This window comes from Limnobaculum eriocheiris (genome assembly GCF_021010575.1).
Taxonomy (GTDB): Bacteria; Pseudomonadota; Gammaproteobacteria; order Enterobacterales; family Enterobacteriaceae; genus Limnobaculum; species Limnobaculum eriocheiris.
Genome location: NZ_JAJNAG010000050.1, coordinates 1 through 23,509, shown reverse-complemented (window position 1 = coordinate 23,509; position 23,509 = coordinate 1). Strand labels below are relative to the sequence as shown.

General features: G+C 45.9%; 24 protein-coding genes and 1 tRNA gene. 11 read left to right on the top strand and 14 right to left on the bottom strand.

The features are described from left to right. Positions 1–306: 306 nt before the first annotated feature. The 6 genes from LPW36_RS15485 to LPW36_RS15460 all read right to left on the bottom strand — a co-directional run bounded on the left by LPW36_RS15485 (position 307) and on the right by LPW36_RS15460 (position 6,187). On the bottom strand, positions 307–1,377 hold the full coding sequence (locus tag LPW36_RS15485; RefSeq protein WP_230611113.1) for an SAVED domain-containing protein: 1,071 nt from the start codon (positions 1,375–1,377) through the stop codon (positions 307–309). Next, the gene (locus LPW36_RS15480; protein ID WP_230611111.1) at positions 1,374–1,838 is read right to left on the bottom strand and encodes a Mov34/MPN/PAD-1 family protein; all 465 of its coding nucleotides are present in this window, start codon (positions 1,836–1,838) and stop codon (positions 1,374–1,376) included. Before LPW36_RS15480 ends, LPW36_RS15485 begins: the two co-directional genes overlap by 4 nt. After that, positions 1,828–3,546, bottom strand: a complete 1,719-nt coding sequence (locus LPW36_RS15475) for a ThiF family adenylyltransferase (protein ID WP_230611108.1) — start codon at positions 3,544–3,546, stop codon at positions 1,828–1,830. The genes LPW36_RS15480 and LPW36_RS15475 overlap by 11 nt, the downstream gene beginning before the upstream one ends. Beyond that, on the bottom strand, positions 3,543–4,748 hold the full coding sequence (locus LPW36_RS15470; protein WP_230611105.1) for a nucleotidyltransferase domain-containing protein: 1,206 nt from the start codon (positions 4,746–4,748) through the stop codon (positions 3,543–3,545). Before LPW36_RS15470 ends, LPW36_RS15475 begins: the two co-directional genes overlap by 4 nt. Before the next feature lie 411 nt (positions 4,749–5,159). After that, positions 5,160–5,753 carry a Cap15 family cyclic dinucleotide receptor domain-containing protein gene (locus tag LPW36_RS15465; protein ID WP_230611102.1) on the bottom strand — a complete coding sequence of 198 codons (594 nt, stop codon included), beginning with the start codon at positions 5,751–5,753 and terminating at the stop codon, positions 5,160–5,162. Then, a complete protein-coding gene (locus LPW36_RS15460; protein ID WP_230611099.1) occupies positions 5,750–6,187 on the bottom strand; it encodes a diadenylate cyclase in 438 nt (145 codons plus the stop codon). The genes LPW36_RS15465 and LPW36_RS15460 overlap by 4 nt, the downstream gene beginning before the upstream one ends. Positions 6,188–6,623: 436 nt before the next feature. Between LPW36_RS15460 and LPW36_RS15455 the strand changes: the two genes are divergently transcribed. From LPW36_RS15455 to LPW36_RS15445, 3 genes are read left to right on the top strand one after another with little or no spacing between them, the layout of a single operon-like run. Further along, complete coding sequence (locus LPW36_RS15455; RefSeq protein WP_230611096.1) at positions 6,624–7,562, top strand: helix-turn-helix transcriptional regulator; 939 nt, start codon at positions 6,624–6,626, stop codon at positions 7,560–7,562. Next, a complete protein-coding gene (locus LPW36_RS15450; protein WP_230611093.1) occupies positions 7,543–7,950 on the top strand; it encodes a hypothetical protein in 408 nt (135 codons plus the stop codon). The genes LPW36_RS15455 and LPW36_RS15450 overlap by 20 nt, the downstream gene beginning before the upstream one ends. Next, positions 7,950–8,846 (top strand): GTPase family protein, encoded by an 897-nt coding sequence (locus LPW36_RS15445; protein ID WP_230611090.1) that lies wholly within the window; start codon positions 7,950–7,952, stop codon positions 8,844–8,846. Before LPW36_RS15450 ends, LPW36_RS15445 begins: the two co-directional genes overlap by 1 nt. A 48-nt stretch (positions 8,847–8,894) precedes the next feature. Here the strand turns inward: LPW36_RS15445 and LPW36_RS15440 are convergent, their stop codons facing one another. The 6 genes from LPW36_RS15440 to LPW36_RS15415 form a co-directional block, all read right to left on the bottom strand. Beyond that, a complete protein-coding gene (locus LPW36_RS15440; protein ID WP_047355164.1) occupies positions 8,895–9,287 on the bottom strand; it encodes a hypothetical protein in 393 nt (130 codons plus the stop codon). 94 nt (positions 9,288–9,381) lie between these two features. Beyond that, positions 9,382–9,600: a DeoR family transcriptional regulator gene (locus LPW36_RS15435; protein WP_230611087.1), complete on the bottom strand. Its 219-nt coding sequence runs from the start codon at positions 9,598–9,600 to the stop codon at positions 9,382–9,384. Beyond that, positions 9,600–10,100: a lecithin retinol acyltransferase family protein gene (locus LPW36_RS15430; protein WP_230611084.1), complete on the bottom strand. Its 501-nt coding sequence runs from the start codon at positions 10,098–10,100 to the stop codon at positions 9,600–9,602. Before LPW36_RS15430 ends, LPW36_RS15435 begins: the two co-directional genes overlap by 1 nt. Before the next feature lie 9 nt (positions 10,101–10,109). After that, on the bottom strand, positions 10,110–10,544 hold the full coding sequence (locus tag LPW36_RS15425; RefSeq protein WP_338085990.1) for a DUF2787 family protein: 435 nt from the start codon (positions 10,542–10,544) through the stop codon (positions 10,110–10,112). A gap of 99 nt (positions 10,545–10,643) precedes the next feature. After that, positions 10,644–11,081 carry a hypothetical protein gene (locus LPW36_RS15420; RefSeq protein ID WP_230611079.1) on the bottom strand — a complete coding sequence of 146 codons (438 nt, stop codon included), beginning with the start codon at positions 11,079–11,081 and terminating at the stop codon, positions 10,644–10,646. Between the two features lie 3 nt (positions 11,082–11,084). After that, positions 11,085–11,459: a hypothetical protein gene (locus LPW36_RS15415; protein ID WP_230611076.1), complete on the bottom strand. Its 375-nt coding sequence runs from the start codon at positions 11,457–11,459 to the stop codon at positions 11,085–11,087. 64 nt (positions 11,460–11,523) lie between these two features. On the opposite strand from LPW36_RS15415, the gene LPW36_RS15410 reads away from it, so the two are divergent. From LPW36_RS15410 to LPW36_RS15400, 3 genes are all read left to right on the top strand, one after another. Further along, positions 11,524–12,693 (top strand): hypothetical protein, encoded by a 1,170-nt coding sequence (locus LPW36_RS15410; protein WP_230611074.1) that lies wholly within the window; start codon positions 11,524–11,526, stop codon positions 12,691–12,693. Positions 12,694–13,170: 477 nt separating this feature from the next. After that, the gene (locus LPW36_RS15405; protein WP_230611071.1) at positions 13,171–14,028 is read left to right on the top strand and encodes a tyrosine-type recombinase/integrase; all 858 of its coding nucleotides are present in this window, start codon (positions 13,171–13,173) and stop codon (positions 14,026–14,028) included. A 92-nt stretch (positions 14,029–14,120) separates the two neighbouring features. Beyond that, positions 14,121–15,896: a DUF927 domain-containing protein gene (locus tag LPW36_RS15400; RefSeq protein ID WP_230611068.1), complete on the top strand. Its 1,776-nt coding sequence runs from the start codon at positions 14,121–14,123 to the stop codon at positions 15,894–15,896. A gap of 48 nt (positions 15,897–15,944) precedes the next feature. Here LPW36_RS15400 and LPW36_RS15395 read toward each other — a convergent pair whose 3' ends face one another. Next, positions 15,945–17,141, bottom strand: a complete 1,197-nt coding sequence (locus LPW36_RS15395; RefSeq protein WP_230611065.1) for a tyrosine-type recombinase/integrase — start codon at positions 17,139–17,141, stop codon at positions 15,945–15,947. Between the two features lie 1,266 nt (positions 17,142–18,407). Here LPW36_RS15395 and LPW36_RS15390 point away from each other — a divergent pair. From LPW36_RS15390 to LPW36_RS15380, 3 genes are all read left to right on the top strand, one after another. Beyond that, entirely contained in the window at positions 18,408–19,631 is a 1,224-nt protein-coding gene (locus tag LPW36_RS15390; RefSeq protein ID WP_230611062.1) for a PDDEXK-like family protein, read from the top strand. Positions 19,632–20,008: 377 nt separating this feature from the next. Next, complete coding sequence (locus LPW36_RS15385) at positions 20,009–20,707, top strand: hypothetical protein (RefSeq protein WP_230611059.1); 699 nt, start codon at positions 20,009–20,011, stop codon at positions 20,705–20,707. Then, positions 20,704–20,937, top strand: coding sequence for a hypothetical protein (locus tag LPW36_RS15380; RefSeq protein WP_230611057.1), 234 nt, complete (start codon positions 20,704–20,706; stop codon positions 20,935–20,937). Before LPW36_RS15385 ends, LPW36_RS15380 begins: the two co-directional genes overlap by 4 nt. Before the next feature lie 565 nt (positions 20,938–21,502). On the opposite strand, the gene LPW36_RS15375 is transcribed toward LPW36_RS15380, so the two are convergent. Further along, positions 21,503–21,578, bottom strand: a tRNA-Phe gene (locus LPW36_RS15375). 330 nt (positions 21,579–21,908) lie between these two features. On the opposite strand from LPW36_RS15375, the gene LPW36_RS15370 reads away from it, so the two are divergent. Both LPW36_RS15370 and LPW36_RS15365 read left to right on the top strand, forming a co-directional pair. Then, on the top strand, positions 21,909–22,589 hold the full coding sequence (locus LPW36_RS15370) for a MarC family NAAT transporter (protein ID WP_230611053.1): 681 nt from the start codon (positions 21,909–21,911) through the stop codon (positions 22,587–22,589). A 165-nt stretch (positions 22,590–22,754) separates the two neighbouring features. Beyond that, the gene (locus LPW36_RS15365; protein ID WP_230611050.1) at positions 22,755–23,345 is read left to right on the top strand and encodes a DUF2628 domain-containing protein; all 591 of its coding nucleotides are present in this window, start codon (positions 22,755–22,757) and stop codon (positions 23,343–23,345) included. The last annotated feature ends 164 nt before the right edge of the window (positions 23,346–23,509 follow it).

Sequence of the window (23,509 nt, the reverse complement as noted above, 5' to 3'; positions counted from 1 at the left end):
AAGGACGGCGATTATCTGGTGCTCTGTGAATCGGATTTTACGCATGGTGATCTCCTCAGGGGACATAATCAGTATGTCAGAAGATCTCTAAAAGTGAATGGGTCGTTTTGATGGGATACTTACAAGAAATCTAGCTAAATCCCCAAAAAGCAAAAACCCGCCAAAAGGTGGGTTCTTAAATGATGGTGCCCGGACTCGGAATCGAACCAAGGACACGGGGATTTTCAAAACTCGTGTCAGTTGGGGCTACGACTAATGTAGTTTAAAAAGACAATTTATAACGTTCTTTGTGGATATTCATTGAATTTATCGTTGTATCAATTCAGCATGGGGTAATCCAGCAACTGGCATTCGAATCGCCCAAGGGAACCGCTTCGGATCACTTTGCTCATATTGGTTAACTTCTATACGCGGAAGATTACGCTTATCGTAGATAGTCCCCAATCGCAGTGAGAGGCTCGCTGGTGCTGCTAGGAACAATGATATTTCGACAACGCCTTGCCGAGCTAAAGACATGACGATGTCAAGAAACTGCTGCGCGAGCTGCTGCTGCTTAGCTTCCGACCAGTGCGAATGTGTATTACGCCCTACTAGCTTAGCTTTAACAATTGGAATATCCGGCTCAACCATCTGAACATCAGCATCAAGAACATCGTATGATGCAGACACGCAAAGTGCTACACGCTTTACTTCGGTGTTGATTGCATCCAAACCTGTTACAGCAAATCGGTTGCCATCATCCTCATCGGTAAGTATTCGCCAAGCATGCTGCCTCCGATCCCAATCCATTATGAGTGTCCGGGACTCATCGTCAACAATAACTCCAAGCAAAAAGAGAAGAGGGACCGGCGCGAGTCCACCGAGTACGAATGATAGATCTGACCTATCCAGCCCATCACACCTGCGAGCAATGTCATCGGGGAGACTCACCAACCGACGTATTGCTATATCGGGATTGAAAATCGTACCATCATCCATTCCCTTTCTTAGATCAATAACCACCTGTTCGCGTCGTCCCAATATTGATGTGGGCACCGAAGTTGCCAAAGGTTGCCCTTGATAGTCTCTTAGACCTCTTGCCTCAATAACAATAACTTTCTTGCGGCTCTCTCGACGGACATCTCGAACAATCAGAAATATGCCCAAGAGAACGACAGAGAGAGCGATGATAAATACGCCCCAACTTAATGCACCAGCACTACCAGACGAGTCCCAACTGAAAATTAAGTCCCCTTGGGATGTGGGTATCTTCACACCAACAGTTAGTCCAGCAAGAACGGCACTGAGAGGCAGTACACCGATTCTGACCAGAGCCAGGCCTGCAGACCGCTTTCGGAAGACCCAGTCAATCAGAGTGCGTAGAAAATAGTTTATCAACTTGAAGACTCCAGAATATCAATGGCCGAAGGGCTAGCATTTCGACAAAATAGGGTACAAGAGAGAGTTAGCTTTCGCCACCAACGCAACCTGACGATTAGCAGTACTGCAAACTCGATCCCCCGTTCCCCTTCAACCAAGTCAATCATTGAGGAAACATCCTGAGAACTCGGTGTGACAGAAAAACGAGGGTGAGAGTGCCATTCACCTAAGTAGTTGAATCGATCATATTGATGCCCTGTTCTGAGGAAAAAAGCCTCTAGGGCTTCGCTATGTGCCCCTGAATCGCGTACAAAGTGAGCTTTTCCACCAGTCTGACTATCAATCGACAAGTCAATAACTCGAAAATGGCCCGGAGCAATTTGCTCCCCCATCATGACCCCACCAATTTCTCTGCTGCCAGCGGCTTTGAGCGCTTTACGCAGCTTGCTTTTGACGTTTTCAGCGATCTCAACCTGCATCGTTTTTTCCGGGGAACAAGTCGGCTAGCAATTGTCGGCAAGCCTCGGAATCACCTGCTTGTGTTTCTGTACCCCACCCATCACTTTCTCCAAGATCAATCGGTCTCACGTCATAGGGGGCGGTGAATATCCAGCCTTCAGCCATTCCGATAAGGTAGGCTGAATAGGGAAAGATTGTCGCATCAGGGCGGACGAGAATATCAATTGCATAACGAGATAAGTGCGCAGCAATAACGGAAACATCAGCGTCATCTGCAATTAGCGGCTCCCCAGAGCCATCAATTTGTGAATATGGCTGTGAAGTGTTGCTCTCAGGCCAGTCTATACCCTGCTCCGCATACCAAGTTTCTATTCGTTGTCTGGCAGTTAAAGGCGTGGGATCTAGACCGGGACGTAGCCGAACGACTATACCGCCACCTCCACCGCCGAAAACCTGTGCCCAGCAAATCGGTTTCTTTGCTCTGCGTGAAATTGACGCACACAGATTGAAGACTGTTGGGTCAGCGGTTGCATCTATGATCAAATCGCAACTTGCAATATAGCCCATCGTTGCAGAAGTCGATTCCCCACTCTCCTGACCACCTAAAACTGTAGTGCGGCTAATAACTTCGCAGTCGGTATTGACCTCCTGAAGCCTGGCTGCCAGTGCTTGTGATTTATGCATACCAACGGCCCGCCAATCCAGCTCGTTGCGAACCAGATTTCCCGAAGCAAGTAAATCTCCGTCAACGAGAACAAACTGCCCCACACCAGAGCGAGCAAGATGTACGGCCACTTTTGACCCAACGGATCCACAACCGACTACTGCAACTTTCGCAGTTTTGAGGCGAGCAAACTCGGGATCAAGACGCACGTGATCAATATCAACAACAATTTTGTCGTAGTTGACCAGCTTGCGAGAGTCTGAAGCACTGTAAGCCATTGAGAATTGTAGACTAGTGCTATTGAAAAGAATCAGCCCTAAAGAGCCAGATGCCTGCAATAATTCGGGGAGTACAGATTCGAAGCTGTGGCTTTCAAGCAACGAAACCAAGTCATCAAGAGTATTGCATACGACTGATGCGCCTTCAGGTATACGGATAACCTTAGCTGCTACAGTACTAGCCCCGTAACCACGCCTGTTCGGTTCGACCCATATGGATTCATCAGCAGGGCCAATTCGTGTAAGCTGAGCTGCAAAAGCACCAGAGTAAAGGTGCTCTTGAATTTCAGCATCCACCACATGGCCTTCTTCTACCATTAGCAACCCAGCTAACACGCTCTGAGAATAAAGGAAACGAAACACGGCATTTCTTGCTCGCTGAGCGGGAAGGACGCGATGTTCTGATGGTGCTGGTTCTCCTGTTCTATGCTCGGATAGCAGTAAGCGATATGCGCTCTCAATCATCATGGCTCCCGTGATTTTGGGCGTCCAATTATCTGAGCGAAACTGCAAACAAAGCTCCCCAGACTCTCCATACTGATGGCCAGACAAACGTTCCCCATCCCTTGGAACGACAGAAGGAGGAACATCTGGGAAATACTCTGGGTATGTAATTGTTAACGGAAATAGCTGCTCTTCTACTTGCAAATCAAAGTCAGCCGCAAGTCGTAAGTTACTTTCCAAACGCCACTTTATATTAGTGAGCCATTGGTTAAGCTCTGCCAGATCCGAAATTGCGGCACGTTCGGATTGCGCGCGAACAGACTGCTCCACCCACCAAATCATGCGAACCCCTTTGGTGAAGTTGGCTCCCGTCGAGTATTAGGAAATGCTGGCGTGCTCACTGCGGCAGCACCGAGAGCTACAACTGTTGTTGCTGGTTGCAGCATTGATCCTTGTGAGGGGCCAAGGTGTATTGCCGCTCTGTCCGCTACCGCTCCCATATGAGGCCGGACGCTTTCAACCAAACGGCGTTTCTCAATCTGATTCGCTAATTTTCCAAAATCTTGCCGAGCTTGGTGGAGCCACTCGAAGAATGCAGCTTCTCTCTCAGGGTGCTGAGGCCATTTATCTGCAAAGTTTTCGAGTGGATCTGAAGGGTTACGAATGATACAACGATATCCATCATGTTCGATAAAAGAGTCCATTCGAGCAAGGATTGAGTAAAGAGCTTCAGCAATCTTGTCTTCACCATTGTATGCTTGTGCGGCAAGCGTTGTAATGATGATCGAGATAGGGCGTTCGTCATACCGTTTTTCAAACATCCCGTCACGGTGGCGTTTCAAGATCATAATCGCTGACTGGAGTGGAGTCCGAACTTTGTAGTCAGGAATATTCTCGACGCTGGCTTTCATAGATTCCGCCAGTACCTTTTTACGCCGTTCAAAAACATCCCCCATCCGCAGCTTGAACCACTCTGCATACCCCTTGGGGTTCGAACGTTGCCAATCATCAGAAAGCTCTTGGTAAACAGGAGATTCGATATCGGTGATGACCATTGCTGTCTCAGACCATTTGAGATCGAAGCCATGAGTCTCAAGCAACATACGTTGCCTGGCAGCGTTAGGGAGAGAGGGGACGACATCCATGTGAAATTGAGCACCGTCAGCATACTCTAGGACCCAGCAGCGTCGACCTTCACGAACGGGCTTAACCATATTTTGAGCTTTACGATAAGCTTTGATCTCATTACCGACGAGGGTCTTCAACTCACTCTGGGTCAGGTCTTTTGTGCTGAGGTTTTGGAGTAAACAGACAGAATCTACATCGTACTCTTCTTCGTCGTTCAAAGGACGAATGGCTGTACCCAGTCGGAACGAACCCTGTACGTAAACTTGTGGATCATAATTGACGACGGCGGACTCCGGACGGTGAAGCCATTCACCAAGCGATGCATAGCTACGACATGCCTGCTCGTAGCGTGACTCACTGATTGCAAGCTCGTCCGCTAGTGCGGCGAGAAAATCTTCGGCATTTTTTGTAGGCATGCTTCTGTTATCCCTGATTAAGTTGTTGTTCTATCATAGAATATGAAGCTATCACGCTTGAGACTACGATTCATGTCTTGACGGCCAAGCCCAAAGCTAGCTCTGGTTCACTATTTTAAGCCACTGATCACTTCTCTTGAGGACATGTGCAAAATAGTGCCCAAAAACAGACTGTGAACACATTTGCCAGTTCAGAAACTGATTATGTGTTGTTTGTATAATCGTTCACAAAATCGCCATCGTAATTGTACGTAGAATATGGGGGTATCGGAGTTGTATTCAATGGTGAAAGGAAAAGATTTTGATGATTAAAGCATCAGTTTGTGTAAAAAACAGTGCTGATGCTTTTAGTATTCTTGGGGGTATGTGTTTATGGATGCTGGCCCCAATCAAGGAACCGTTAACTTCCGATTACTCAATGCGTGTCAGTTCGTAATGACCAACTGTTTTACGACTTGTGAAGTAGTTCCCTTTGAGTTCTCGTTTATCATTGAGACTTAGTTTGAGAATTGCTGTTCCGTTATACGGGTCTTGTAGGTCAACATTTGCTTTATGTTTGGGGGTTGTTAAAAAGACGTAGTAGAGTGCAGCACGGCCAGTCTCGGCATCCTTTTTGGGTTTAGCTACCAAGGTCTGCGAGTCGGAGTCTTCAGCTTCAACATCCATTCCAATTTTAAGAAAAGTTTGCTTAATCGTTGCATTTGCACGGGATGTGCCCTTTTTATCTTCCCATTCCCAATGGATAACCATATCCCAAGTACCATTCAAATCAGGGAAGAGTAGATCATTTAGCTCAGGGAAAACTCGCCAAAGATTTCGCCAACCAAAGCAAAAGACTAATAACAAAGTAGCATTAAGAAGGAGTGAACCTCCAGTTGCGATTGATAAAGCCGTAAAAAAAGTTGTGTTTTCATCGTATACGCCCCATAAAATCATGACGCAGATAGCCGCATAGGTAACTGCTATTAATGAGATTACTTTTCCAATCGGAAGAAGATTTATCATTGTAATTCCTCATAGTGAATTTCCTTTCCGTTCGAAAATATAGAAAGACGAGCTCCTTCACTGACGATTCCAGTAAATTTAATTTCAGCAATGCACGAACCATAAAGTGCTGCAACGAAACGCCCACCTACAATTCTTGATCTATCAAACCATACGTCATGTATGATTTGAGGAGAAAAATATTGGGCTGTATGAGTAATACTTCCCGATTCATTTAAAATGTGAAAGCCATCATGATATTTATTGTTTTTATTAGAAATCTCTGAAAGCAACTCCAGTGTGGAATTGTTTTGCACGGGATTTGTATCCCGAAGGTTTGTAATAGGAAGGTTATCTGTGTTAGTGCAAATAATGATGCCTACCCCAGAGAAATTAGCTTTGGTGGATTTTTTCCAGACATCATAAAGTAATTTATATAACTGCTCTTTTGTCATGTTATTCTTCATTCTATTTTCAATGCTTGCTATGTTAAATAGTGCATGTTAATGAGTTATTGTTAGCGGGAAATTGTTACCCGATAGATTGGTTTGTAAAAGAATTTGTAATGTTCAACAACAATCCTCAGTAATAAAACCACGCTACCGCCCTCAGAAACTATGCTCTGCTTATGGAATTGGAGGTGGCAGGTGAATGCTACGGCGTTTTCCCGCTAAATCAAGATAGTAATCCACTTTTACACAATTCCATCCTGCCTCCCCTGAATCTCACATGGACAGGTTAAGTCCATAAAAATACAAGTCATCAAAATCACAATGAAGTGATTGATTATTAGATATTTTTTAAATTTAACATTTTCACTTATACCTGGACTTACCCCGTCCATCACCCTTCTGATAATGCCATTCCTGCGACAGAAGGACGGATGCCGGAATGGACAAACCCGAGAAACCAGAACACGACAAGCTTGGCGGTCGGCTTGGACTGATCCTGACACGTCTGAACAACGGTCAGTCTCTGACGGTCAGTGGACTGGCGGAAGAGTTTAATGTCTGCACGAAAACTATCCGGCGTGACCTGACGGAACGCCTTGCCTATCTGGGGCTAATCCGGGAGGGTAAGTATTACCGCCTGCCAAAAGGTGTTCTCGGGCAGCGCAGCAACACTGATTTGCGCCGCTTTACCCGCATCCTCGGTATTGAAGGATTATTCCCCCGCTGGGAAGATCACCTGCTGAACCTCCTGCTGGGGGCGACTGACAATAATCCCTTCCTGATCAAAAACCGCCCTCATGAAAACTGCGGGGCATTTATGTCTTCCCTGAATGCCCTTTCAGAGGCCATTCGCGCAGGTAAGCGGATAAGCTTTACCTATAAGGGTAAGGCATTCAGCCAGAGTGAGCCCTACCGCCTGGTCAGTGACAAGGGGATATGGTATCTCGCGGCCCTGGATGGCGGCACACTGAAAAGTTTTGTCATTTCAGCGATGACTGACATTCAGGTCAGCAATAAAGCGTTCATGCCGGACCCGGAGGTTCATCAGCGCATCGAGGATGCAGAAAGCATCTGGTATGGCGATGCACTCACCGAGGTACTGGTGTCAGTCTCAGCCAGAGTGGCCCCTTATTTCCGCCGACGGGCACTTTATCCCGGGCAGGAAATCATTCACACCACCTCAACGGGCGATTTGCTCATTATTTCCCGTGTGGCTCACCCCGGTCAGATTATTCCCCTGATCAAATACTGGATGCCTGAGGTGGAGGTCATTCAGCCGGTGTCGATCCGCAATCAGATTATTGATGATGTGCGTTGTACCCTTGATAAATACACCCGTACTCACGAAGAGGAACCCGATGATAAATACACTGAATGACGCCGATGATGCTGCGGAAACTTATTTCGAAAATATCGCCACAGACCTGCTGAGTGGGTTGCTGGGAGCCCATGACAATGAACAGAATGCACTGCTGAAGGCCTGGCTGGATGAACCCTTTAAACTGGACAATGCGGCATTGTTACGGCATGCGGAATATATCTGTGGTCGCTTTAATGCCGGTGATGACAGCCATCTGCTGATGCACGGGATTGATGAGCAACTTGACGCGATGTCCCTTTCCAACAATGACCGACAAAAACCAACAAAATTCGGGGCCGTCAGGGCAGCCACCACGGGCCGGGATGTGGCGAAGGTCAATGCGTTGCTGAAAGTGATTATTACTTATTACGAATGCGAGTTAATTAAATTAAAAAAGGACAAGTGATGAGTCAGTTTGCTAATAAAGAAGATAAAGGCCGGGATTTAGTGAAGGATGCACTGGAGATTTTACCTGAAAATATCCGGGAGAGTATTTACCGCCGCATTAATGATGTCATCAGCTATGAGCCGGTCATTGGTATTATGGGGAAAACCGGGGCCGGGAAATCCAGCTTATGCAATGCCATTTTCAAGGGTGACGTCTGCGCGGTCAGCAATGTGGAAGCCTGTACCCGCGAAACGCAGGAAATCCGCATCCAGTTTGGCAAGCGTGCTGTCCGGCTGATTGATATTCCGGGCGTGGGGGAAAGTGCAGAGCGTGACAGTGAATATGAGCATCTTTACCGTGACTTGCTGCCACAACTGGATCTGGTGCTCTGGGTGATTAAAGGTGACGACCGTGCCTTTTCTGCGGATGAGCATTTCTATAAAAACGTGCTGCTCCCGGCAGGCGGGGAAGCCAAAACGCTGTTTGTGCTCAATCAGGTCGATAAAATTGAGCCATTCCGTGAGTGGGATGTGACTCATGCCCGGCCTTCTCCGGCCCAGATGCAGAATATTCTCGATAAAGAAGCTTATATCACCCAGCGGTTTGGCTTTACCGACCATCCGGTGATTGCCGTGGCGGCCAGTGAGGGATATAACGTCACGCATCTGGTTGAAGCGATGGTCCGTGCGCTCCCAAAGCACGCACAAAGCGGCGTGGCCGCACAGGTCAAAGACGAGCACAAAACCGCTACCGTGACTGAAGTGGCGACAGAAGGGTTTGCTGACACCGTTGATAAGGTGATTGATGAACTCATTGAAGCCACACTGCCAAAACCGGTGGCGATTGTTGCCAAAGCGGCCAAAAAAGCCGTGGTCAGCGGAATAAAAAAAGCGTGGAGCTGGTTGTTCGGGTAACAGAAAGCGGGAGCGTCATGCTCCCGTTTCCCATTAAACATCACCGGATTACAGTTTAACCAGCCCGCTTTTCAGCGCCAGCCGGACACACTTGTTGGCCTCCTGCAGAATGACCTCATGTGGATACATGTTCATCGCACGATAGCCATCCGACTTCGCCATGCGACCTTCCATTCCGGCGTTATCCAGCACCGCCTTCCAGGCATCGCGAATTTTCTTTGAATCCTTCTCCCCGACACCGCCGGACAGGGTGCCAAACAGCTCCTTGTTATTATCGCCAATATTTTTATATTCCTTTGCACTGGGGTCCAGCAGCATTGCCATCTGGGTTGACTGACGGGTGGCTTCATAGCAGCGCCCTGCGGTTTCCAGTGATATTTGTGCAGCCGATGCGGTTGTTGCCGCCATCAGCATAACGGCAGTGATGATGATTTTTTTCATGGTGTTTTCCTTGAGTAACAGTGAATGCAGAAGAAAGCCGGAATGAGCATATCCGGGGGAATGGACAGGGTATGACCAGGGTGAAAAAGAATGTTTAACGACGGATGAAGGCGTTACGGAGTTCAGGTGCCAGACGCCAGTGACCGGGTGATACCGGCTCCATGATGCAGGCCATACGGGCAAGGTCACGACGGGCGGTGCGGGCAGAAATACCAAACCGGTGCGTGAGCCGGGAGACAGAGAGTGTTTTCCCCTGACACAACATAATCACGCACTGGCAGAGGCGTTCAGCGAGTTTTTCAGCACGGGCCATCAGCCCTCCCACACACGCCATGTGTTGCCGCGTTGCAGCTGTTTTAGCTGGCGGTGAAGAACAACACCGTTGTCCGGTCTTCCGGTCAGACAGGTTGCCGTGAAACGATGGCAGTTACCGGTTATGAGGTGATAGTGATGTCGTGACCCCAGCGCCCGGGAAGCGCGACCGGCAGCAGCGATATTTCCCACCGGCATATTTCCTTCACAGTCGGTATACATCGACATGGCAGGATTTAGGCCATCCAGTCTCGCCATAAATCCTTTACGGTCACTGCATAACACGTCACCGTCACCGGAAAGGTGCACAATCCGGTTGCTACCGATGTAGATACCACTGTGCGTGGCATAGCCGCCAGCCAGTTCACACCAGACGATGCCGCCCGTTGCCGGTTCGTCCACCGTGTCACGCATCACATTATCGGCAAAGCTCTCTGCCAGACTGAACAGGGAACGGTACATCAGAAAACGGGGAATGAAGGGGATTAGATTCAGCAGCATAATGCCTCCTCAGCAGTCAGGCGAAACCGTGATGGCGAAGACATTCATCGCGCAGTACGCCACAAAATTGTCCTGCCATAATGTCCAGAACTCGTTCAGCTCACGGTTTAGCGGTAAATCCCCGATAAGGCAGTGCCAGGCATAGCGCTGCGACCAGCTGATATCGAATTCCTTTGCCAGTTCAGGCCAGGGATTGCCCTGCCAGCTAAAGTCAGTGAGGTAATCCAGTTGCCATACATCATGTTGCTCACTGCGGAAGAGGCGAATTTCCACCGGATGCCAGCCACCGTTTTCAGGGCTGTACGCCGGGTCACGAAAGTTAAGCACGACGCTCTGACAGGTGTCTGACAGTGCCGTGAGGTGTGTCGTTATCAGCGCGATAAACTCGCAGCTCAAAGGAAGGTCGAGCGTGGGCTGATGCAGGGTGGGTGAATTGTGGGTCACAGATAATCTCCTTTATAGCGGGATAAATTCAGGGTGTGCCGGTGCCGTCATCACCGGGGGGACGACACAAGCGAGTCAGGGTAAGGGGGATAAAGGGGGTCAGGCAGAAGGGGCTACTGTCAGCAGTTTTTCCAGTCGCTTTTCCCAGTCCGGGTAACAGCGATGACTGAATGCTCCGGCTGAACCTTCTTCGGTGAGACAGATATCGGCACTGCGAAGAATGGCGGCAAGGAAACCGGCATTATTGCGGCTGGCACTGGTAAACAGCGGGCGCAGAGCCGTGGAGGTGAAATCACCGGCAGCATGGGTTTTCAGTACCGCGGATATGGCACTCAGGGCAATCCATTCCCGGGAAAACAGACCGCCACTGTCGTTGGCGGTAATGCGCAACCCCCGTTCCCCGTCCAGATTTTCCGTCATCTCCCAGTGCAGCAGACCGGTTGAGTGAGGATTAATTTTCTCGGCTTCGCCGGTGAGAATGCAGAGGTCGTTTTCAGTTTCAGTGGTGGTAGTCGACGCTGGTTTTGTCTTTTTCATCGGTTAATATCCTGAAGGTTCAGCCATAGCGATAAGTTCAGCGGCCCCGGAAAAGGTCGCTGAAGCCGGGAACAGCAGATAAAAGCCCTGCCCTGAATCACTGAGAATGGTCAGGGCGAGAAACAGTGCATCATTCAGTTGAATGACGTATTCGGCATTGCAGGTCAGATGGTTGAGGTAAATGGACAGCTCTTCAGAAAGGTTGTTTTCCTCCCCGGGGAGCAGATACAACAGTTGGGTCTGAGTTTCCTCCCACAGCGTCGTTGCCGCAGTGAGGCTGCTGTCGGTGCATTCGGTCAGTTCATTAACCAGCTGCAGTTGCTGTGAGGGTGACAGGGGCAGGCAGAACGTATCAGCCGGAGACTGTATAATATGCATGGTGGTGTCCTTATTAATAATGGGCACCAGAATAATATGTGGATGAACACCGGGATTATTACAGATGAGTAAAAACGATAACGTCGCTGATTTTTCTGACTTTAAACACCCTCCTGAGTGGTGCCTTAATAACAATAAGGACATCGAGTTTATTAATGGTGTTTCAGCAACCTCACTGATTAGAAAAATATATGGGGTATACCTTCCTGATGATGATGAATCCCGGAACGATGGTGGTAGCGAGCGAAGTGTCATGCAGTATGTGTCTATGCGCAATGCGTTTGAGCGACTTGACTGTATTTTCTCTGAAGCATTGCAGCATGGTGTGTCTTTCGATAAAATCAGCTCTAAATATAATGAAAAAAGATTTCATGCTAATTGTCAATCGCAGTTAATAAATCATCTCATGTTGTACACCTTTTGTTATAACAAGCTGAATGATTTTCACCGGCATTATATGGACTATCTTGAACGTCTGGTTAAAAGACACAGGAAGAACGAAGTCTCTCTGATGGATAGTGGTGTTGCGGAGGTTGTCTCTTTCTTTCCACCGAAAAATGATAAGGATGTGATAAATATTTGCCAGCATGGCTGGAATACTGTCCCTATTCGATGGCAAACATCATCAGATAAAATTTACAACGTGTTCGACAAAGCTTTTAATCATATCACCCATGATTACTGTCATGATGGACTCACCCCTCGTTTTTTCGATTATGTAAGTGGTGCAATGAAAATAATTAACGCTGATGTCAGCAAGTTGACGGAGTTATACTATTTTGGGATGGATGAAAATGATGCTGAGTATAACTATTATGAGAAAAAAATTGCATTTGATACTTACTTTCTCTTTAGAGTAATGCGCCACTCGCTTGCAAAAGGAAATCAAAGAGTGCTGAGCATGCCATCTTTTTTTATCAAAAGTCGGTATTTAATTAACGTTCCTGAAGTACATAAAAAAATGAAAGCACTGAGAGATTTTCTTCTGATAAAAATATGTAGCGATGAAATTAATTGGAAAAAAAAGAAGGTAACATGGGATATGTTGTATGAACAGCTTCTTCAGTTACTCTCTGAGCATCATAAACACCATGCCAGACCGGCAAAAGACAGCAAAGTGATAATCAAAAACTTTCATGACCGAACCGATAAGAGTCTCAGCGTTATACAGGACCTGGAAACCGCACTTTGTCCATTAGATCAGATGGAGGAGCACGTAAAAAAAATTAACTAGCAGGCTGGACCTGACTGGTGTATCCGGTATTCCACTGATTCAGTAGTGGGGAGGCAACGATAGTACCTGTCAGGGTATCACTGAGATGTCTGTGCTGTTCTCTGCCGGGTGCTATCTGTTCCCGCAAACATCTGCCAGCGAAGAAATATCGATTTGTAGTGAGATTTTTTAAAAAAATTTTCATTTACTCACTTCTGCTCTGTCTGCCTTTTTCACATCCTGCATCTTTTTTTTCTCACGACAAATTGTGTTTTATCTGTTTGATTTTTAGATGTTTATTTGTGTTTATTTGTGATTCGTTGTCAACATTGTTTCTGCGTATCCCACACGTGTCCAGGAAAATGAGTGTTTTGGTTATTCTATGAGAAAGTAGCTTCGAGTTGAACTTAAGCACAGTAACTCACCTGGTAAACAAATGCATTTATGAGGGAAATAGCATGCGTCACTTAAATACCGTTTTTACACTGATTAAACAAAATGACAACAATCGCTGATCTTTGTCATGCTTATACAATGTATTCGAAAGAATACAAAAAGTCTTACCGCTCTGACTGCTCTAAGTTTAATAAGTATATTATTCCTCAGTTGGGGAATATGAAAATAGTTGAAGTAACCAGAAATGATTTGCAGCATTACATTAATGGCCTGACACACCTCCAGAGGGCCACTCGTAATCGGCACATTGCTATCATCAAGGCCTTGTTCACATTCGCAAGAGAGCAAGAGTATATTGAAAAATCGCCAGCTGCCGGAATGCGGGCTTATAAGGAACCAGCCTCATTACGAAAAGCAATGGAGCCGGAGGAGTTTGCTAAATTCATTAGGGTTCTGAAAAATGAAATTTTGGTGGAGCCACGTGATACGTTGAGCCTTATTATGCTACTGGCATTCAGCGGTCTACGTTTAGGCGAAGCTCGTTCAGCTTTAATGCAAGATGTAGACTTTAAAAAGAGCACACTGTTCTTGAGGGACACGAAATCGGGTGATAGTCGGCTGGTTCCTTTATGTGGTGAAGCGAAGGAAATAATATTAATGCAAAAAAATAAATATGGAAGCAATGGTTTAATTTTTCGCTCTAAAAGCGGAGGGATGGCTACCGAACCTCGTCGGCTAATGACTGCGTTATGCGAGAAAGCAGGCATCGATAAATACACGCCTCACTCTTTAAGATATACGGCAGGTTCCGCGATGCTGGCGGCCACCAGGGACCTCTATGCAGTTAAACGGTTTTTGGGTCATAAAAACATCAAGACCACGGAAATATACGCCCAATATTTTGGTGGTCAGCAGCATGCCGACGTGGAAAGAGCCATGGCGCTAATGTTGAAGGGCTAAATTAACTAATTTTTTAAAAAATCTTTGAATTTTATTTCCCGTAAAGGGAAGGGAATTCCACGACTCAAATTTAGATAAAGAGAAAATGTAATATGTCAAACATTAATACACAGCCAACCAAAGCATGCCTGCCAGAAAATTTCTTTGAATATAACGGATGCTTGTATTTTCATGATGCAATTAACGATAAGGATATTCTGGTTTCAACTCAATCACTGGTGCCAGTGGTGAAAGCTTGTAATAAAAATCTGAATGCGAACTGGCATATCATGCTTCATTGTATTAACCACAGTGGTGCTGAAGTGGAAATAAATATTTGCCTGAAACAGGCAGCAATGAATATTGATCCGATAACCGGCTATCTGGCTGGTTGTGGTGTGTTTATTAAGAACAAGAGATATTTTATGAGTTTTCTTGAAGCATCGTGTGGACTGGATTTACCTGTTTATCGGGTTGCTACTCAGGCAGGGTTTCAGCCAGATGGAGAGCTCATTTTTATGTATGGCTACACACCGGTATTTGCGCCAGAAAATGTGGATTTTCAGGGTGTCGTACCTGCAGAAAGCATGAAAGTGAATGAAAGTGTCGCGATTTTTGGTTTGCTCGACGACTGGAAACTTAGGGTGGCGGGCAAAGTGCAGGGGTTTGCGCCAAAACTGTCAATTCTGATCGGTTTGAGCTCGCCTCTTCTGCCTTTTATCGGTGAAAGTGGCGCGCTCTTCCATCTGGCAGGGCACAGTTCTACCGGGAAAACAGTCGCCTTGCAGCTGTGTGCCAGTGTAAATGGTCCTGCAGCAGAACCCGGAAGTGGTGCACTGACAGGTATACAGCGCTGGAACGCCACCAGTAATGGACTGGAAACCCTACTGGCGTCCAGTAACAACACTACGCTTTGTGTCGATGAGTTAGGCAGTTTTGCGGGGAAAAACTTCTCTAATGTGCTTTATGATGCGGTGTCTGGTAAGTCTAAGGTGCGCATGAACGTTGAGGGTTTTGGCAGAGCGGCCGAGTCAACCTGGTCCCAGAACGTATTATCAACCGGGGAGCTGACGATCGAAGATCGCATACGGCAGGATAAAGTGCCGGTCAAGGACGGTCAGTTGCACAGGTCGTTATCGATACCGATCACGGCCGAAGATTCCCGTGACGAGGGTGAAAGTGCTGAAGCTGCCCGCCAGCGCATGGGGGAGCTCAAAAGAAATCTGTTGTCTCTCTATGGCAGTGCTGGCTACGAATTTGTACGTTGCCTGACCGGTTTGCTGGATGACAGTGACAGAGCTTTAGGCTGGCATCAGACAGTGGTGTGCCTGAAAGATGCATACCGTATTCGGACTAATGAACTGACGTGCCGTCTGCAAGCAAATCAAATTGAGTTAACTGACGTTGAAATGCGCGCACTGGGGAGATTTGGCATTTTATATCTTACCGGCGTGTTGGCGGTGGAATGGGAAATTCTGCCGTGGAGCAGCGAGGATGTTTTCGATGTGGTTTATGAAGCATTTTCCCGATGGCTGGACAATTATCGTAATGATGAAAATAGCAAAGAAAGTATTCTTAGCGGCGTGCAAAATTATCTCGGGTCGCAGGAAACTAGGTTTCATGATGTTAAAGTGCCCCGTCCAGGCGTGGTGAAGGCCGATATTGTCGGGTATCGCTTAAAAGATGGATGTTTCCTCGTTCTGCCCGACGCACTTGAAAAACTGGCCGAGAAATGGGGGCTGAATGCAAAAAAACTGGCACAGCTCATTGATGCTGAAGAATATCTCGTTCGCCCGGAGAAGGACCGGTTGACTATGCGCAAGGACATTTACCAGCTTAAAGTGACCGGCTATTGTATCAGTAGCGCTTTTATCAACGCGGAATTTTGATAGCCCATTAGCAGAACACAGGCAGCCTTTCACGGCTGCCTTACTCATTTAAATAGTGCTGTCCTGATTTTCTGAGAGCAAACCAATATGTTTTTCAATCAGCTGGCCAGTGGCCTTCAGTCGTTGTGGATGCAGGTGAGCATAGCGCTGTGATGACTGTATGCTGCGGTGCCCGAGCTGGGCCTGAACGTCATATAAGGTGCCTCCTCTGGAAACGATTAATGCCGCAACCGAATGACGGCAGGTGTGAATGCAGACCTCCTCATCATAAATCCCTGCCCGCCGGATAATGCGTCTGAAGGCCTTGGTGACATTGCAGACGGGTTTTCCCGGTAGTTTGCCACCAAACATCCATACATTGCCGCCAAAGCGGGGCAGTTCATCAATCAGCGTGATGGCCCAGGTGCTGAGATGCACCAGTCGCCCTGTACCGTTCTTGGTTTCCGGTAGCCATAAGGTTCCCTGTTGCATACTGTAATGCTCCCATTTTGCCAACCTCAGCTCATCCCGGCGCAACCCGGTCAGTAGCAGTAAACGAATATAAATACCGGCCACACGGCTGTTGTCCTGACCAGCGGCATCGAATATGCGTCTGATTTCCGTTTCTGAGAAATAGCGCTGACGGGCATTATTTTCACGCAACAGAGGGATGTTTGCTGCCGGGTTAACCGTCACCATCTCATGACGCAATGACCATCTGAGAAGGGCTTTCAGCAGGGCAATCACCCGGTTATTGGTGGCAGGCTGACAGGTTTCACACAGTGATGACTGAAGATGGGTGACGTGACGGGGTGTGATTTCATTGAGTAGCAGATTTCCCATCACTGGGGCAATATGGTCACGAAAGCGCTGTTCATCCTTGTTCCAGCTCTTTTTATGCAGTTTCGCCCACGGGAAATAATACTGGCTGAATGCTTCCTGAAGGGTGGGAATGGCGCGACATTTGTCACGTTCATGACGCGGGTCGGTACCAGTAGCAATCTGACGTTTCATCTCGGTGGCAATCTTTCTGGCGGTGATGACATCAATCTCCGGCCAGTGACCAATACTGATGGCGCGTTTTCTTCCCTGCCAGAGGTAGCGCAGGAGAAATTTCTTTGTACCTTCCCCTTTACCAACCAGACACTTGAGCCCGCTGATTTCCGTATCGCTGTATTCCGCTTCACGGGAAGGGGCATCATGTTCATTAGGGGGCAGGCCATCAATGAGGCGGTGAGTGAACTTAAAACGGCGTGGTGTGGACATGCAGAAGTCTCCTTATGCAGGGGTGATTAATGTGCTAATGCGGTCAGAAAGTGAGGCAGGGAGGGAAGAGTCCCGTGCCTCAGTGTGTTATGCAAACCGTTGCTGAAAAGGCCGCATGGCGATGTTCTGGCAATGACGGTCACAGATTGGGTGGTAAGGTGAAATGAAATTCTCCGGTCTGTCTCTGGTCTTCCCCGTAGTTTGCACGGTGAACCCCCGACGTCATGGAGTAAGAAATCCTTGTGTTACAAGTGGTTGTTAGGATATTTCCCGTTTTCCCGACTCCCCGCTGATAATGTGGAGAGGATGCTCATCTGGTGAGTAGTATTTATGTGCCCGGTTCGACTCTGGTATTCCCCGCAAGTTACCCGGTGAAATCCCGAAGTCATGGAGTGATAAGTCATTGTATTGTAAGGCTCTGGCAGGGAATTCCCCGTTTCCCCGTTAATAACGTGAAGGGGGGTGTCATTTGATGAGAGGTATTTATGTGCAACTGATAAATAATCTGTCAGAGAAAACTTGCATATAAATTGACTGATAAGAAACAGAGTATATGAATAATATATAAATGAATATATATGTGGAATCGTTTATTGCTCAGTAAACCATGATAGTTAATTTAGATTGATTATATTAATTGATATGAATATTAATAATTAAATTAATTACCAAAGAAATATCAGTCACGTTGAGTTCCCACATTTATCTGCACCATTAATCTAAATCATGGTTAACGATACATCATGTCATTTGAGAAAATAAAATGAAAAACCTTCATTGTCTGTTTAATTTGTTTTTATCATGTAACGTATGTTTGTTTGGATTGAGTTTATTACCATTATTTTATGAAGGAATATACAGAGTGATATAAATGTTGGATTGATGACTGGTAGTAAGCATTCATACCCACCCTGTGAAAACTGAACGGGGAAGCGGGAAAACGGGGATATCTGGCGAGAAGTGTTGCTATACAAGGGATGTGTGGATCTCTGTGGCGGGAAAACTACGGGGATATTGCGGGAAAGTGGCGGGGGAAAAGTATCGCCACCCTGTGAAAATTAAGCGGGAAAACGGGAAATTTGGAGCAAAGTGTTGGTATACAAGGGATGTGTGGATCTCTGTGACGGGAAAACTACGGGGATATTGCGGGAAAGGGACGGGAGAAAGGTTCTATGTTGATGCTGATCAGATCTTTTCTGGTTTGCACTTGCTCGTACCGTGAACAGAGTTAGTGTGGTGAGCATCATTTGCCAAAAGGGTAAGACAATGAATGCCATACAGCAGCATGCAGCAGCGCTTCTGGATAGTGTTGCACGATGGAATGAAGTGACGACTCTGGCTAAATTACGCTATCAGGCCGAGCTGGCACCTGATTTCAGCCTTATGGACTGGCTGAAGAATGACGAACTGGCTCTTTCACGCTATCTGCGATTCTTACTTTCTCCTGATGAAACTCATGGTCAGTCAGCACTGTTTCTAAAGGGATTTCTTTCCCTCATTGAAAAGAGTGGGCACGATAGCCCTATAACCACCGGAGGTAGCCATCATAAAGTCAGGGTTGATTATGAAGTTACTATCGATAATGGAAGGAAGATAGATCTGTTACTGACGTCTTCAGAAGGTGTTATTGCTATCGAAAATAAGCCATGGGCAGCAGATCAGGAAAATCAGTTACGGGATTATGCTCTATGGCTGAACAAACGTGAAAGACCATGGAAGTTAATTTATTTATGCAATAATGAACCGGGTGAGTGGACTCTTCCTGACAATACACCTGAAGCACTGAAACAAAATATCCTTACGATATCTTGGTATGAAGTCGCCGAATGGCTGAGTGAGTGTTTATTACGTGTTCGGGCAGGTGTGGTCAGAATATTTGTTGAATCATTGATTAAATATATCAACCAGTCAATTAATGGTGAGTTCATAATGGATAATAGTCGTGAGTTGTCAGAAATCATCCGCAAGGATAGTCATTCTATAGAATCGGCATTTATGATTTTTAATCAGATGAATGAAGTTCGCAGCGATTTAATTAACGAGTTAATCTCTGATTTAAATAAACGATTCATTGATTTTCCTTTTGCCGTTGAAATGTCTGATGTGGACCCATCTAGTCGGTGGGTCAGTTTTTGCATTCCATTAAGTCCAGATGGCGTTTATTCTTTGTGCTGGGAATTTGATCGCACAAATTATAACGATTTGTATTTTGGCATTTCAGGAATAAGTCAGGAAAAAGAGCAGGTAGCTAAAATAGGCGCAGCCATATCAGACATCTTTCCGCACATGCAGGGTAAACCCAGTAAGCAATGGTCATGGTGGAGCTGGGATCTCGATCCGCAAGGAAAAAACCGTATTCCTCAAAACTGGGGGAATGATGGCGCGGTTTGGGCGAAGCTCGGTGAGCGTGATGAAGACAGTATTTTTGCAGCCCTGTGTGAAGTGATTCTGGCCATCCACGAAAAGCTGGATATGAATCTGTTGCGCTAAAGCCCTGCTAGATCAGAAGGGAAGTGTCAATGCTTCCTTTCTTCAGACCGGACAAAGACCGGATGGAACCTTGCTGTTGATGATGATCAGACCTTTCTGGTGGCTCTTGCTTTTGCGTAAAAATCATTAAGCCTGAGAAGGCTTAGTGCGCGTGATGTATACAGCATTTTTGAAACCTTAGGTTAAGCCCCTTGTGCAGACTGATGTCGGCTATGAGCGTACCTCGGCAGAATGGGGACTAACTCATTACGCTCTGATTTTCTTGACGCCAACAAAAATGGTATGGTTAAACCGTTTGAATCTGCTAATAATGTAGTGGGCAATTAAAACTAGTAATGACAGAAATATCCTTTAACTCAAGAAAGGGGTCATTGAGAATGATAAACCCAATAGATATTGATAAGTATAATGATGATTACATCACTCTTATGATTGAGTTAGAGCGTTTGAATGATAAAGAAGTAAACTCACTTAGTTACCCATTTATCCCTATCATTAATCATGATACAGAAATTGCTATTATCGGGTTGGAAACAAAAGGATGGATTGATAATCTTGGCAATGCATTTTCTACAGGTATATCTTTCCACGAAATAGCCTTAAGCAGCATGTCTGGGTACCAGCGTGTTTTAAACTATGAAACTAAATTACCAAAAAGCAAATTTGGGTTGCTCCGACAGGAAATTAAAAGCATAACGGGGCATGATCCACAGTGGTTTAACTTTTTTGCTTTTGACTTCAATAGTGATTCTATAGCAAAATGCAAGAATAAAACCATGCATGATATCATTGTTGAGTACTCAATAAAAAAATTGGCATTTGAAATAAAATTAACAAATCCGAAGGTTTTATTTTTCGCTGGATCTTATCGCGGTAATTTTAATAAATTAGCTAATCTATTAACTAGTACAAGAAAAAGAATAGTCTCTGGTAAATATTTTTCTGAAGAATGGGATGATAGAATTATATTTAGAATTCCACATCCAGCAAGTAGAGTTCTATCAAAGGGACAAATAACAAAAGATTCTATAAATTTAGCAAAAAAATATTTAAATAAAAATGAGGGTGATATATGACCATTACTGTTAATGAAGATGATTTCAAATCTCTCTGTGATTCCATTCGCAATGGTAGTGAGAAAGATCTGGCAATTTTGATTGGATTTGCTGAGCAAGGCCATTCTGATTCTCAGTGGTTTCTTGGATGGCTTTATGCAAATGGCGTTGTTCTAAATAAGTCTGAAAAAAAATCTGATTATTGGTTTCGGTTAGCCATTCAAGGGCCACAATATTCAAAGACAAGCTAACCTGTCCGCTATCGATTAACATACAGTGAGGTTCTTAACGTCAACTTCACGTATATAAGCTATGGTCAGCCTGAACTTCTGCTGGAGGTGATCCAGCAATCAGCGCAGCAGGGATACTAACGTAGCCTTTAACATCACTTACTGGAGGTGCAGAGAAAGTTGATTGAAGGAACATTCATAACTGATTTTATTGAGAACCGTGAACAGAGCCGGGAATCCTTTCCGGGATTGTGAGGGGTTGAGCAAGCCTACCGGCGCGGTAGTGTTTTGCACACATCAGAAGTGAAGCGATGCTGCTTGCCTTCTCCTGACCGGACAAAGACCGGATGCTGCCTTGCTGTGATGAATCCACCAGACAGGCATACAAGTTGGAAATAGTGTTTATTGGCAGTTTGAAGACTAGCAGACGTTGGCACAGTGACCGGAGGGACTGGACGTTGCTAAAGAGCAATGCTCAGGCTGGATGGAAGAGGCCGAGTGGTGGTCACTGTGGCTAAGACGACCAGAAATCTACCGGAATCCTGAAAAGCAAAAACCCGCCTTGTGGGCGGGTTCTTAAGAATAGTGGTGCCCGGACTCGGAATCGAACCAAGGACACGGGGATTTTCAATCCCCTGCTCTACCGACTGAGCTATCCGGGCAGTGGAGCGACATTAAACCGGATTACGTGCCGAAGGTCAAATACTTTAAACCAGTAAGGCTATAAAACTCAGCCAACTGGTTTTTTTTCCATCAGTTTCTCCATTAACTTAATGATTTTCAAGCCAGCAGAAGTGCGGGTTCAGGCTAGGGTTGCTAATAATAATCTGTCAGTAACATGTATACTGCACAATTGAAATGATAATGGAGAGTTATCATTGGTGATTAATGTCTGATTGGAAAATTGATGTTGATTCAATATCCGCTAATCTAATGATAATGAAACATCACGGGCATTCAGCCTGCGCGATATAAGATGGAACCCATAACGTATGAATGATGTACTGCAAATTCTGCATTTAATTGGTCTTGGTCTGGTGTTGTTGCTCCCATTAACTAACCCTTTAACTTCGGTGGCACTGTTTCTCAGCCTAAGCGGCGATATGAGCCTTGAAGAACGCCACAATCAGGCAAAAATGGCCTCATTCTATGTGTTTCTGATTCTGATTATTTCGTTCTTCTGCGGTGAGTTGGTGATGCGTCTGTTTGGCATCTCCATTCCCGGTTTGCGTATTGCTGGCGGGTTAATTGTGGCTTATATCGGCTTTAGAATGCTGTTTCCCCCAGCACATCCGCCTAAGCCGGAGAAGGTTGAGGGCGAAGAGACAAAGGTATTGAAACCCACTACCCAAAGTATCGCCTTTGTTCCTATTGCGATGCCAAGTACCGTCGGGCCGGGTACTATCGCGATGATTATCTCTGCGGCATCAACCTGGCATCAGGTGGGTAAATACAGTGAATGGGTGGTTTATACCGCGGTAGTATTAACCGCAATAGTTTTATCGCTGGTGTTGTGGGGCTGCTTACGAAGCTCCGATTGGATCATGAAAGGCATAGGTAAAAGCGGTATTGAAGCTATCTCCCGCGTTATGGGCTTTCTGCTGGTATGTATGGGAGTACAGTTTATGATTAATGGGGTCTTTGAACTGATTAAAACCTATCCGGGAGCATAATTTGTTCAATCCTAAAGAGTTAAGTTATTACATGGGTAACGAATTTATTTGTTACGGCGAAGTCGTGTTGAAAGCCCTTGCCATGAGCGATACTATAGGCTCACTTTAATTTTATTTGTCGATCGGAACGGCAAAACAGGCCTCAGATAAATACGGGAAGATGTCATGGAGAAGTGTCAAAAGTGTGGGAATATGTCGGTGAATGACAACGGCGAGTGCGTTGTTTGTGATGAGTCGGCATCAGTGAATCCTTATGCAGTTTCTGCCGCGGTTACCGATAGTTTTCCTATCGATGATATTTCCTCAACCCCTGAAGAAGAGGAATACTCAAAAATATTTGTCGGTAGCAAATACTACTCCTTCTTCCCCCATGGTCGCGACATTCCTAAAAGTTGGAACTGGGCGGCATTTTTTATCGGCGTATTCTGGTTTATCTACCGCAAAATGTATCTGTATGCCGCTATTTATCTGGGGCTGGGTTTTCTGTTGACCGGCATTCAGTCGATGCTGGGCGTATCCGAGATTATTACCAACGTTATCAGTATCGGTATGGGCGTAGGGGCTGGCGTTCTGGCTAATCGACTGTATAAACAGCATATGGATAAGAAAATAGCCGAAACCTTAGCAGTAGCCCAAAAGTCAGAAATTATTCCGGCGCTGAAAGCTAAAGGCGGTACTAATCTGATTGGCGCACTGATTGCGTTTGGTATCCTGTTCGGCATTATTGTGATGTCGATGTCGGCAATGGGTATTTAAATAATCCCGTTTTCACCATGATAAAAATGCCGCTCACGCGCTGAGGAATCCCCAGTAATGAGCAGGTAAAAAAAGACAGGCATAGAGTTTTGTGATCTACTGATTGTGCTATCAATTCAATGAGATCACCTCTATGCCTGTTTACCAAGTATGTCAGAAGTTTT